Source organism: Salinarchaeum sp. IM2453 (genome assembly GCF_019693215.1).
Taxonomy (GTDB): domain Archaea; phylum Halobacteriota; class Halobacteria; order Halobacteriales; family Salinarchaeaceae; genus IM2453.
The window spans coordinates 1,900,828-1,914,661 of the sequence record NZ_CP081183.1; the positions used below are offsets into that span (position 1 = coordinate 1,900,828).

The following is a 13,834-nucleotide window of genomic DNA, read 5'->3' on the forward strand; positions in this document are numbered from 1 at the left end:
CGCCCATGTATGCATCATATAATGCGTATCTCTCGGGGAACACTGCTTGCACTACTGTTCTTTTGTTTTATAGCGATAGGAATCGGATTTGTAACTCCTGCCGGTGGAATCAGTGAGAATCATACAGGTACTCCACACTTCCTTTCGAATAACGTATCGGAAGAGCATGTCGACAAGAATGAGTCATTAGTCATCCGATTCTCTTCTGACGAAGACACAGTCACATCGACCTCTGATCTGAAATCACAGGCCACTAATACTCAATCGGACCTCATTGAGGAAGCTAATCGAACACCATATCTTGACGTTACACGGACATTCTGGATCGCAAATGCAGTATTAGTTGAGTATGATCCAGAATATGTCTCCAAAGAAGGCTTCGAAAATATCTCAGGTGTTGATCACACACATCCTAACTTTAATGTCACAAGTTCAACAGATCAGACTGACTATTATTCTGCTGATATAGACCGGTCTGATCATCAAAATAGCCGAATTCCAGCCTCTAATACAAATATATCACGCGCCACCATGGGATCGCAACAGGATGTTGACTTTGTTACATATGGACTCGACATGATTCGAGCTCCACAGACGTGGACAGCATACAATACCGCTGGCGAAGATGCCGGCGTAGCTGTGCTTGATACTGGTGTCGATGACGATCATGAAGCAATTGATGTTGAGGGGTGGGCTGAATTTGATCGGACCGGTGACTCTGTACAATCAGACCCGACTGATCCAGATGGACATGGTACACATGTTGCTGGTACGGTGACGGGGGATCCGGTCGATAGAACAGCAATTGGAGTTGCTCCAGACGCTGACCTACACGGTGTTCGAGTACTGGATGAAGAGGGAAGAGGATCTTTTGCTCAGGTTTTGGCTGGGATGGAGTGGGCTATTGAACGGGATGATGAAATTGACATTATTCAACTTAGTCTCGGAGTGACTGGGTATGAAGAGGGATTCATTGAACCGGTAGAAAATGCCCGTGACGCTGGACAAATCGTATCTGCGGCAATCGGAAATGCTGGTCAAGGAGTATCCAGTTCTCCCGGAAATATACCTCAAGTAGTTTCAACTGGAGCTGTTACATCATGGGGTGCTGTGCCATTCTTCTCTAGCGGAGAAATTGTTACAACCGAGAGTGCGTGGGGAGAAGCTGCTCGCGACGATTGGCCGACCGAATATACTACGCCGGATGTCGCTGCTCCGGGCGTATTCGTGCAAAGCGCTGAAGCTGGTACGACAGATGCATTGACCTCAAAATCAGGGACAAGCATGGCTTCGCCGCATACTGCTGGCGCTGCTGCTTTAGCTATCAGCGCAGCAGATGGGGATGTTGACAATCACTTGATACAAGATGCCATAGTCGAAACAGCTGTTCATCCAGGCGGTCCTAATGCTGAAGATACTCTGTACGGACAAGGAATTATAGACAGTCTTGAAACCACAAATGAACTGCTTGCTGATGCATCGATTACTGGCACCGTGACGATTGACGGAGAGCCTGCAACTGATGCTACAGTGCAATCTAGTATTGGTGGCTCAACACGGTCTGGTGAAGATGGTTCATACACGCTTTCTGTCCCAGACGGGGAACAAACGATTACAGCGGATTCATTTGGATGGCAGCCGAAATCCTCAGAGATTTCTATTGGTCCCGGGGAGACACAGGAAATTAACTTTAATCTCGATGAATCAGTGGCTGATGCCGAAATCGTTGATGGCCCCGCTTTTCGCATTGACCCAGGTAACCAGATTGAATTAACTCTACGTGCAACAAATATTGATTCATATACACTAGACGTACAGGGTAAAACGATTGCGGGTGAACCAATAAATGAATCTTCTCTTACCCCACATTTTAATGGGGAAGAGATTTCATTCAATGAGTCGACAGATGTTGATGTCGGTCAGCATGAAGAAGAAGAATTGAGGATAACAATCGATACAGACGAGGATCTTATATCGGGTGTTCAACTAATACATACATTTACCGGAGATAATTCCGAGACGACACTTGAATCGCCTGAGACGACTGTCCAACCAGAGACACTTCACATCCCTAACGACCATGATCCGGACAGCTTACAGGATGTAATTGATTTCACTGCGCGTGATACAACAATCGCTCTGGACACTGATACAACGTTTGAGGAGACAATAACTGGTACAACCGCTCTTGAGATCGATAAATCAATTACCTTCCGAGGTGATGGTGGACAAGCTAACATTAGCATTTCAGGGATTCCCGATAACAGAGAGACAGTAGGTATCCTTGCTGAGGGACTGAATACAACGATTTCTTCAATTTCTCTTGAAGGATCCCCTGATATCGGAATCAAGGCCAGTGAACTTGGCGTCACAGTACAGAACTCGCATATCGAAGGGCCTCACACTGGAACTGTCATGGATGATGGCCATGCTATCACAGGTACACACTACCAGTCGGTTAACAAAGCTATCACTGTTGACCGTTCTGTTAATCATATCACAGATATCGAAGCTACGGCAGAAGAAACTGGTATTGAGATTAATAGTGAAGTTGGTACGGTAGAGGACATCACAATTAGCAGCAATGAGCAATTAAAAACAGGCATCGAGATTTCTGGGACCACTGTTGAAGAATTTGCAACTGTGAACATCACAGCAGCTGAGACTGGAATATTAGCCGATGAGAGTATGAATTTAATCATCGAAGAGAGCAATCTAACTGATGTACAGAACGGTGTAAAGATCACTGAAAGTACCAATGTAGATCTTGACCGGTTGGAAATTGCAGCGGATGCAACATCACTTACAATTGCTGATGGGACAACTGGACTCAATATGCAGGACAGTACTATCAGTGGCGGTGGAATTCTTTTTGAGGATGTCACAAAGGGAGATAACCAAGTTCAGACCGAGTACGTAGATCGGTCGTTAATCTTAACCGGGAGTCAGATGGAGTTCTCATCCTCTACAGAACCAGCCCCATTTCCAGAATATGGGTCGCTAGATATCTTTTACGAAACTGAACAACAGTCCTCTTCTGGACAGATGAGTATTACCGTTGGATATGACCGTGAAGATGTCCTTGGAGCAAAAAATGCTACCGTCCAGTTTTACAGATTTGATCCTTCCACCGATTCTTGGACGCCTATCTCAGAGTCGTCTGTTGATGAGGTAGAGCAGACTATCTCTGGAACAATCTCAGAAAGTGGAACTGTTGGCGCATTTGGTGAAGGTGTCCCGTATATGGCAATAACCGACCTTGTTGCTCCTGATGAAGTTGGTCAGGGCCATACATATACTGTTTATCCAACAATCGAAAATCAGGGTGGTTCAACATACACTGATTCTGTGGAGTTCATATTTGGCGATAATCCCTCTCCTGTAGCTGATAGAAGAGTGACGCTTGACCCAGGTGAACAGACGATCCTTCCACTCTCATACCTTATTCCATCTGATTTGGATGATGGTCAGTATGATTACAGCGTGAACACCGTAAACGAATCAGTCACCCAAACGGTGAGTATAAGCAGTAATCTTGAGCCAGCTAACATCAGCATAGATCAAGTCTCTGTCAATGAGATGAACCATGAGACAAATGACGAAGTTATCGTATCAATAACACTAAGGAATTCAGGTGGTGCACAGGGAGGAATCTTACTTGAGTTGACAGCCAATAACAACCCAGTTACAGCAAAAGCTGCCTTGGTGGATGCACAGCAATCTAAAACCGTTGAGTTGACCCATCGGTTCGAGCATGCTGGTCCATATGACCTCGCCGTTAATGGTCAATCAGTAGACCGAATCTACATTTATGAACCATCTGGTGTCTCAGTAACTGAAACAGAAAGTGTCACTCGACTAATTGCTGTTCTTCTTATCATTGCTATCCTTATTGGCATTATAGCTACGGTAGTCCATATCCAGTCTGGAAAAGAGAATATGTCTGCAACTAACACCAGTCATCGGGGTAAGTAATCTACTTACAAGTGAAGTACCACGGGCGCGGTGGCCCGTGGCTTCGCCGTGGTCTCTGGCGTGGAGCCAGCGAAACGACCGGTGGCGAATTTAATTCCGCCCGCGCTCGTCCCTGCCGGGACTCGCGTGGAACCAATGACACCCGAACACACCGAGAGTGCCACCGCAACGGAGGTCGTCTGTTGCTGCCGTGGCGGGTGTATCCGTGGGCGTCTGCCCCTTCACGAGGGCGCGACACAGGCCCGGCGCACCGCGTCTTACCCCGAAGTGAGCGCGCGGGTTTTGCGAGGCCGATAACGTGGGTTCCAAACTGTCGTAGGGCGTCCCGGCAGTTAAAAACAGGGACGCAGCCAGGCGGACGCGTTTCACCCCCGCCCACGGTGGGGCGGGGAAATCGCGCTGCTTTTTGTTTAGAATCTGGCGTCTGTATCTGGGTCTCGTGGAAGACTAATCGTAATTGTTGTTCCAGATTCATCAGGTGTCGTTACAGTCACTGTTCCCCGTGAACGACGAACGATTAGGTGGACAAGCCACATTCCAAGTCCACTACCGTGATACAGGTCGTCGACTTCTTCGCCACTTTGTAGGACTGTTTGATCCATCGCAGGCAGTCCAGGGCCATTATCTTCGACTGTAATTTCTGTAGTGTTTTTGTTCTTTTCTACAGTAACACTCAGTTTAGGTGTGTCTTCTCCAGCGTGCACAATCGCATTCACAAGGAGTTCTTCAATTGCATCTTGTAGCTCTGGAAGAGCATGCACAACTCCTGGAGAATTTAGTTTAGTATTGATTTCAGCATTGGGGTACCGCTCTCCTATTTTATCCACGGCATCTGATATTATCGGCCCAACCGAGATTTGAACCGGAGTACTGTCCACAGAGAGAATATTTGTGATATTTCTCGATTTTTCGGCTGTATCAAGTAATGAGTTACAGTCCTCAATGATTTGCTGTGCCTGTGTGCTGGGGTCACCAGATACGGCTGTTTGAATCTCTTCAGCACGTCCCCGAATGACGGTAAGCTCATTTCTAAGGTTATGTCTCAGCACACGGTCAACAATCGATAACTGTTGCTTGCTTTCCTTCTGTCGAGTCACTTCCCAGTACTGGTGTATACGTCCTCCGGCTAATGCCCCGACAGTAATCGGATCACTACGTCCAGTAAACCATCGATCAGATTTGTCCTTTATTTGGAAATCTGGAACGCCAACTGATTCATCGAGTGCAAATGTAGTTACGTACCGATCCTCAAATTGCTTTGGTCCTGAGACAACAGGTTGTATATATTCATCAAATAATGCATCTGCCGATAGGTCAAGAATTTCCTCTGTCTCAAATTTGAACATTGACTCGGTGGCGTCGTTGCCCCACGCAACCCGATCTTCTGAATCAAACAAAACCAATCCAATATCTACACTGTTGAGCACATCTTGCACGATAGATCGATATCGACCCTCTCTATCCGCAAGTTCAATTGACTGAGCTCGAATTCGAAGCAGTGATTCGACCCGCCAATACAACTCAGCCTGTCCAAGAGGAAGCTCGATAATCTCATCTACATTCCGCCAGACAACGTTATCAATAAGGTTACGACGGTCGCTTTCTAGTAACTTCCTATCCTTCTCTGAAAGCAAAAGTAAGTACGGTAATTGGATTGGTTCACATTCTTTTTTTTGTCTCTCAAGCTCGTCAGCATATGCCTGAAATGCCTCTACATCAAGTATACAGAGGTCAAAATCAGCTTTCGAAAGTTCGACATCTGAAGAAATGACTGAGTATTCAGTGTGTCCTTCAATCCAATTGATCAGCAATCGCTTGTTACCCTCATCAGCGAGTAGTGGATATATCTTGGCGGGGTTATCGGACGTCCCGATTTCTTCTGTCTCTCCGAAAGTCAGTCTTTGAGAACGATTTTTTGTCATTGTTCGGGCCCTTCGTCATCTGAATCCGCATCACTTCGTTGGGTCCTTCTATGTTGATGTGTAGGGACCTCCGACTGCTTGGTTGTTTTGTCTCTTTCTGGCTCGATGACTGGAAGTGTAACACATACGCTTGTTCCTCCCTCCTCCCTGTTTGCTATCTGCATTGTACCTCCATAGTCTGTAACAAGAGTATCAACTAGATACAGACCAAGACCTGCCGCCGGGTGATCTAACCCTCCTTCAGCTCGACCTCGGACAGCCTCTCGATGCTCAGGGGGAATCCCTGGTCCATCATCTGCAACCGTAACACTTGCCCGAGCTTTTTTGACATCAGTTTGTATCCAAACACGAGGCGTGTCCTTTGGATTGTGTTCGACGGCATTGTCGATTAGATTTCGAAATACTGAGGTAAGTAACTCATCTGCTCGGATTGTTGGATGTACTGACCCGGGATTGTATTCTATTTGTGCATGGCTATGAACTTCACGGCGACGGTTAATAACTTCACCCAGCTGCTTGTGGAGGTCAATTGAAACATAGTTTCTGTTGTCCCGGTCAAATGTCTGAATCACATCTCGAAGCGACTCTGTAAGGCCAACTACGTGCTCACTACCGGCAATAACATTCTCAAGCATTGGAATCCCCTTCTCATTCAAATGCGGTCTGAGCTCCTTAGCCCAACCTTGAATTACTGCCATGTCATTCCGAATATCGTGCCGTGTAATGCGATTGATAATCCGAAGTCGCTTGTTTGTTTCACTAAGATGACCTGCTTGTTTACTGACTTGTAGTGCCATGTTAATCCGTTTCGAAAGTGCCATCGGTCGCAATGGCGTCTGAAGAATATCATCAACAATCTTATCTATGTCATTCGGCAAGTACTCTACTGTTTTACTAGCAATAGATTCGGGTAGGACTAGAAGATATGGTATATACCCCCGATCATATTTTCGATCGCGAAGCAACTCTTCGTTCTCTATAAGTCCTTGTCGATCAAGGACACAGAGGTCAAATTCTTTCGACGCAATGTCTTCTGATGGTAACACTATATTAAATCGATCTTTTTCACGTAACCACTCTTTCAGCACTTGATAGTTCCCAGTGTCTTTAATAAGAATGAGAATATCTGCCGACTCATTGTCCATATTCATGTTTTATTTTGTTCCGGGATTCTCCTTCGTGCCTTGGTCCCAGTCCGGTGTTCCAGTTAATATCCCCCGAAGCTCTGGCAGTGGTTCACCGACACGGATTCCATACTCAGTAATCTCTAGCTCTCGAAGCCACTTCTCGTAATCACTTGTTCTTTTCTTCAATACTCCTATCACCTTTCGGAGTTGGCCTTGATGTTCAACATGTCGTAAGAAAACAATGTTATCAGCTAGATTGCTAATTCCTTCTTCAGTTGCTTGGAAGCTCCCCGTTATTTGATGTACTTCATTGATAATGATTCCAATTGCGCCTGTGTTTCTCAGAAACCGGCCAACTTGAAGCAATTCGTCCATTGGATCATCCCCGAAGCCTCGAAGTCCTTGCTTGTATCCACTAATCCCATCGATCATGACAACCTCAGTATTATTATTTTCGACCTCTTCCCGCACCTGCTGAGAGAATTCATCGACCGTCATGGATCCGGGGGTAATCTCTTCGATATGGAGTGTTTCTTGCTCCATCATTCGTTCTACGGGCAAGTTTACTGACTCAGCCCGCCGCAGTATTGTATTTATTGACTCTTCAAATGAGAACATTACTGATCGCTTCCCCCGACCTGCTGCCTCTTTCAGAAACTGTAGCCCGGTGGTTGTTTTTCCAACACCTGTTGGACCAGTCAGGTACGTGATCGTACCGGATTCTATTCCCCCACTAAGTAATTGATCCAGTTCTGGTACTCCCGATGATAACCGTTCAACTTCATAGTCTCGTTCATAATCGCCGGCGAAAAGCTTTGGCCAGACGACGATCCCTTGATCAGTAATGTCAAATGTATGGTCTCCTCGCTTGTACGTTGATCCACGAAACTTCGACACCTCGATTGCTCGTCGTTCCGGATAGTCTTTAAGTGTGATTACTGCATCCGCGAGGAACTGTAAGTCATCATCATTAACTGTATTAGCGGCCTGTGAAGTTAGCATCACTGTTGACTCTTGAGATTCCAGAAAATCAAGAAAACCAAGAATCTGCTTACGAAACTGCCGATCATCAGTTGTAAGATACCGAAACTCAGTTATTGGGTCCAAAAGAACGCGCTCCGGATCAATCTCCGCAACTGTATCTCGAATTTCATCAACTAATGGAGGACCTTCAACATCCGCCGCTTTGAATAACTCGTATGTTTGGTCATCTTGGAAGTCTTTTCCAGTTGGAGAAAGATCCAGAAACTCAACTGAGCTAAAATCCAGCCCAAATGCGTCAACTGTTTGCAGAGCATACTCTGCTGGCTCTCCTAAATTGATATACAGTCCAGATTCGTTCTCAATTGATCCAGCAGCTAGGAAGTGCAATCCAAAGATTGTCTTCCCTGCTCCTGGGGGGCCCCGAAGTAAAACACTACGATTTGGGACATATCCCCCGTAAAGAATTTCATCGAGTTCAGGAATTCCAGTAGAAACCCGGGAATCTGTCGACATAATCTACATATATGATTTCATAGGTTGATAGTCTTACGAAACTACTAATTGCCGTTCTATGATGCAACCAAAAACAGTAAACTCTGTTTGATCTCAACTCACCTATTGAAAAATAGATCTAAGTATTCATCAGCTACCTTCTCAACTGAGAAATCATCCGCTCGTTGTTGTAGTTTCTCCTTCTGTGGTGGTGAATGTAATGTGTCGATAAGCGCATTGGCGAATCCATCCGTATCATCTACTGACACTAACGGGCCATATTTTCCATCCTGTAGTATCTCCGACGGTCCACTAGGACAATCAGTTGAGACAACAGGCGTCCCACAAGCCATGGCTTCGATTAAAACCGTTGGTAGGCCCTCCCATTTAGAAGACAAAGCAAACACATCTGCAGCATTCATATATGAGTATGGATTATCGACAAAACCCGGGAGGTCAACATAGTCGTCTAAACCTAACCTGTCTATTTGTCTCTCTAATTGGTCACGAAGCTCTCCTTCGCTAATAATAACCAGTCTTGCTTCTGTTAACTGTTGAACCTTCTCAAATGCCTTAATCAGCATCTGGAAGTTCTTCTGTGGTGTTAGACTTCCTGCACCGAGGATCACAGGAGGTCCATCTTCCGAGGTCAACCATGGATGATCACAGGGTTCTTGTGCCTTTTGGCGAAGTTCATCTGTGACGACTGGGTTGTATATTGTCTGAATTGATTCACGAGGAAGACCACTTACGTTTGCAAGACTGTCTGCAACGCCGTTAGACACAGCTAGTATTTCATCAGCGAACGGATAAGTCACTCTGGCGATTATCGGAAGCATCTGAAGCCGTCGTAGATCTGCTCCAGCAACTGTGCTTGCTAAGTGATTATGTTCAGTTACGATTAAACGGGTGTCTACATTTGTTGTTGCCCTAGCGAGAATAGCGACAGCATTTGCTCGTGTTAACCCAGAAAGGAAGATGTCAGGGTTTCGTTCGTTAAGATACCCACGTAACGGAACAAGTGAACCCATCGCGGAATAGACTGGTGCTTTTTTTCCTTCTAGTCCTATACATCTCACTTCGGGTACGAGTTCTGAAAGGTGCTCACCCTCTTTTCGGTAAAGAACCATCTCAACATTTAGCCCCCGCTTAGCATACTCATTTGCTAGGTTAATCATAACACGTTCTGCGCCCCCTCCAACTAATGTCGGCACATGCAGAGCGATTTGCTTATCCGTGATGTCCATTTCTTCAAACTTCTTCGATGGTATACTCAATACTTGGGATTTTCTGGCTGGAACATACAATAATTGATGGATTACAGAGAAAAGCAAGGTAAATGGCCCCGGTCTTAATCTGAGATAAAATTAACGGGGTATGTCTGGGTGTATATAGCGTTGATCCAGATAGTATTGATCACGCTTTTCCATCCATCGCTTATGTCTATGATCAATCACAACTGGAACCTTTTCAAGTCCAAGTATCTTCGCAATAGCAAGCCTGTGTCGACCATCGACAAATAGAAACTCTCCATCACGTCCAATATCAACCAGTATTTCATTTAATAGCTCATCTACATAATCTGTCGCAGAATGCTGCGGCCGAAGCTCTGGCTGTGATTTATATCCGTTTTCCTTAATGTTTTCATATAAGTCTTCAACATAAGCGAAGCGATTCATTACCTCCCTTTTGCTTGTACAGCCATGCCAATATTCACCTTTATTTTGAATTTTTCTCATACAGTGATCAAAAAATTCAGTTTCTTCCCAGGGGACTCCATGCTTGAACCGAGCTGCAATGGACTTGTACCGAAGTGATTCTGTAAATAGACGTGTATTTTGATCCCAATCCCCTTCAGAAACCCCAATGAATTCTTTTCGCCGTCCGACGCCTACATCTATGTCTCGGCTTGTATGGTTGGATATCATCTCCGGATCAACCCAAATCCGCTTACAGGGCCTAATTGGTGCCTGATACTTAGAGAAGCGTTCGGCAAACTTTTGATTGTAGTATTCTGGTGCAAGTTTCCAATATACACCTGACAGCACAGGCGCTTGGCTTGTAGCAATTTCTAATACTCGGAAAAGTGTATAAAAATAACTCTCCTGCTGCATTGTGCGCCTGAGCTTTTTGAGTTGATGATAGACATTCATTATCGGAGAGAAGTCACACAGACAATTCCTCTAATATCTTTTTGTACCGATCAACAGCAGCATCAGTTGAATAATTATTCACAATATGTTTCCTACATCGCTGGCTCATCTCTTCTTGCGTCTTTGAGCGTAACGCTTCTGTGACTACATTCGCCATTTGTTCCGGAGTGTGATCTTTTATGTGATACCCTGTTTTGTTGTCTTGAACGACATCTGGAACACCTGAAACAGGGGTCGCGTAAACAGGGGTTCCACAGGCCATAGACTCAATAATAACGGTTGGAAGCCCTTCTGTCGGCTGTGATGGAAGCACAAGTAATTTCATCCTGTTAAGAACTTCTGGAACTTGGTCGTGATCGATCCAACCCGTCATCTCAACGGCTCCGCGTTCAATCTCTTCTTCTAATGCCTGTTCTATTTCACCTCGTTTACTTCCATCACCAGCAAAAATAAACGTAAACTCATCAGGGAGATTTCTAACCAATTCTATCAATTGATCAATCCCCTTCTCTTCATCTAAGCGACCAAGAAACCCAACAACTGGCTCTCGGTCTTCATACGATATCTCTGGAGAAAAATTTGTGATGTCTACGTACCGGGCACCGGACGGGTATAGCTTATGTTTATATTGATTTAGTCCAAGCTCACTTGCCATTGCCGGTGTATATGTAATGATTCCATCAGCGGCTTGATATCCGGCATGTTCTATTAGCCTGAGTGTTCCCGCAAGCACTGCAGCAAGCATTGTTGGAATACGTTCTTCCCAGTGTAATTTGAGCGTTAACGGAACATCTCCTCGTGGTTCAAGAACGACGGTCCGGCCGATAGCCTTTGCAAACAGGATCGGAAGAATGTATGATGTTGCTCCAAAAAATAGTATTATCTCTTCATTTGTCTGTCTAATTGCATTGCACATCCGGAATTGATTATGTAGGAACTCAGCCGCAGCGAACGGAATTGATTCTCTCGGACTCTCGTCAGTAATCTCTGTAATCTCGTACTCTTGACGCATCGATGAGTCACGCGGTAGGTCTCCAGTGATGAGTTTCACAGAGGTGATCTCGGAAAGGATCTCCAACAGCGTTCGAGTTGCATTTTCACCTGCACTACCAAGTGGATGAGTAACAACGCATACGTCAGGATAATCCTCACGGCAGGATCCGACAGACATTGGTTTTACATCATTGCTTGAAGCCCTATCTATAATAATATAAACGATTCTCTGACCGCACTTTGTATATATAACTGGTACAGGACAACTGCTCTGGAGCTTAACCGCAGAGTAGGTTTCCCAATACTGTCCTGAAAACGGAAAATGTCTGTCGGACTGTTTTACAGAAAGTTGAGGCGAATGCCACGGGGCTTGACCCCAAGGCAGTTGACTGGATGGTCAAAAAGCACTCCCGTCAAACTCAACGGATACACTCCGATAAATATACTGTGCAGAGACAGCAAATGCTATAATATGGACACTTCATCCTTAGAGGAGTTTCCACCAGCCTTTCAGAAACATCTGACTTCAGATGATCTCAAGGAAAATTCAACACTCCAGTCCCTTGGCTCGTTAAAGCCACAGCTTGATCTCATCCAACAGCATGCTGACAGTATTGATACAATCCTCGATATTGGGTGTAATCGGGGAGGTTTTGTGTCTGCTCTAGGAGAATATCTCAGTGCGTCTGAAGTGTATGGTGTTGAAATCGATGATACTGCACTGACCCGAGCACAGGGACGTGGTGTGGAAGTTTTTGATATTAATATCGAATCAGACACAATCCCGTTGGAGAGTAATACTGTAGATCTTATACTTTCATTTGGTGTTGTTGAGCATCTTCGTTATTTTGATCAGCTATTTTCCGAAGCGACTCGACTTCTAAATGACGGGTGGTTCTGGATATCTTTTCCAAATCTTGGGAGTTGGGTTAACCGATTTGCACTTTTGACCGGCTATCAACCTCGCAACGTAGAAATATCAACTGAGTATGCAGCTGGTGTTTTACCTATTTATAGCCGAGACAGTCATATTAACCACGTTCATGCCCCAACTTACAGAGCAGTAATTGACTTACTCAAGTATTACCAATTTGAGCCAATAAAGTCAACCATCTTAACTCCTTATCAGCGATCAATACTTGACCGAACCCTTGACTGGATATTTAGTATAATGACTAGCTGGGGCCGCCGAGTATCCGTCCTCTCTCGGGCTACCTGAAATCTGAGTAAATGTACTTTATCATCGCATATACATAACCGACTCCGACGGCTGTTGTCAATAATAACAGCGACCCGACCTGCTTTATTTGGGTCGTATCTTGACTTCGTAATATCTGATAGACTCGGTCTGGGAGATAACGCACAAGTAAGTCTGCTAGAAAAGATACTTCCTTCTTTTCTGACTGAGGGAGAATTCGTGACATCGCATATTTTGAATACCCCTGCCAGAAGGCACGACTTAGCAACCAAATTGGATCTGTTCGGTACGTGAATATTTTGTGCCCAACCTCTGCGTTTGGATTATAATAGAGAGTTCCGTCTATTTCTTGACGCATACGTTCTGCAAGTTCTGTCTCCTCTCCTTGGACGTGTTTGTCCCCTTTTCGACCTAATTCCTCGTTAAAGCCACCAATTTGTTCAAACACTTCACTACGAAAGGAGATGTTCGATCCGAATGTATTCCTAACTGGTCCTTCATCGGGGAACCCTCGGTGTGTGACGCCAACAAGCCAAAAAAACTCTTCTGGTAGAAAGTCAGGACGTGTTTTGGGCCAAATTGGCGTCATCTTACCCCCAACCGCTTCAACATCTTCTTGCTTATATGTTCCTACTAACTCCTCTACCCATCGCTCATCCGCAACTGCATCATCATCAAGAAAGGCGATAATATCCCCCGTAGCACGCTTGATTCCCACATTTCGACTGGCAGATAGCCCTCTATTCTGTTCGTTGCAGTGGATAATTACGTCTTCGTGTGATCCCCATTTTTCTCTAATGCGTGTGCAGAGCTTATCATTGCCATCGATAACAGCAACCACCTCTATATCCGGATAACTTTGTCCAAGCACACTCCGAACAGCATCACAAAAGTCCGGATACAAATCTGTTGAATATACGCAAATGACAACGGAGACCTTCATTATATTTGCTATTTGTGGATTAGTTCGATAAGTTTACCGAAAGGGCA

General features: G+C 45.1%; 9 protein-coding genes. 2 read left to right on the top strand and 7 right to left on the bottom strand.

Annotation, left to right across the window (positions count from 1 at the left end):
• Positions 1 to 21: 21 nt before the first annotated feature.
• Entirely contained in the window at positions 22 to 3,975 is a 3,954-nt protein-coding gene (locus K0C01_RS09185; protein ID WP_221169411.1) for a S8 family serine peptidase, read from the top strand.
• A 410-nt stretch (positions 3,976 to 4,385) separates the two neighbouring features.
• Here the strand turns inward: K0C01_RS09185 and K0C01_RS09190 are convergent, their stop codons facing one another.
• From K0C01_RS09190 to K0C01_RS09215, 6 genes are all read right to left on the bottom strand, one after another.
• A complete protein-coding gene (locus K0C01_RS09190; protein ID WP_221169412.1) occupies positions 4,386 to 5,897 on the bottom strand; it encodes a sensor histidine kinase in 1,512 nt (503 codons plus the stop codon).
• Entirely contained in the window at positions 5,894 to 7,042 is a 1,149-nt protein-coding gene (locus K0C01_RS09195; protein ID WP_221169413.1) for a sensor histidine kinase, read from the bottom strand. The genes K0C01_RS09190 and K0C01_RS09195 overlap by 4 nt, the downstream gene beginning before the upstream one ends.
• Positions 7,043 to 7,051: 9 nt before the next feature.
• Positions 7,052 to 8,521: an ATPase domain-containing protein gene (locus K0C01_RS09200; RefSeq protein ID WP_221169414.1), complete on the bottom strand. Its 1,470-nt coding sequence runs from the start codon at positions 8,519 to 8,521 to the stop codon at positions 7,052 to 7,054.
• A gap of 98 nt (positions 8,522 to 8,619) precedes the next feature.
• Positions 8,620 to 9,777: a glycosyltransferase gene (locus K0C01_RS09205; RefSeq protein WP_221169415.1), complete on the bottom strand. Its 1,158-nt coding sequence runs from the start codon at positions 9,775 to 9,777 to the stop codon at positions 8,620 to 8,622.
• A gap of 90 nt (positions 9,778 to 9,867) precedes the next feature.
• The gene (locus K0C01_RS09210) at positions 9,868 to 10,428 is read right to left on the bottom strand and encodes a ParB N-terminal domain-containing protein (RefSeq protein ID WP_221169416.1); all 561 of its coding nucleotides are present in this window, start codon (positions 10,426 to 10,428) and stop codon (positions 9,868 to 9,870) included.
• A gap of 238 nt (positions 10,429 to 10,666) precedes the next feature.
• A complete protein-coding gene (locus K0C01_RS09215) occupies positions 10,667 to 11,824 on the bottom strand; it encodes a glycosyltransferase family 4 protein (protein WP_221169417.1) in 1,158 nt (385 codons plus the stop codon).
• Positions 11,825 to 12,118: 294 nt separating this feature from the next.
• Between K0C01_RS09215 and K0C01_RS09220 the strand changes: the two genes are divergently transcribed.
• A complete protein-coding gene (locus K0C01_RS09220; RefSeq protein WP_221169418.1) occupies positions 12,119 to 12,865 on the top strand; it encodes a class I SAM-dependent methyltransferase in 747 nt (248 codons plus the stop codon).
• Here the strand turns inward: K0C01_RS09220 and K0C01_RS09225 are convergent.
• Complete coding sequence (locus K0C01_RS09225) at positions 12,858 to 13,787, bottom strand: glycosyltransferase (RefSeq protein WP_221169419.1); 930 nt, start codon at positions 13,785 to 13,787, stop codon at positions 12,858 to 12,860. The genes K0C01_RS09220 and K0C01_RS09225 overlap by 8 nt on opposite strands.
• Positions 13,788 to 13,834 lie beyond the last annotated feature (47 nt).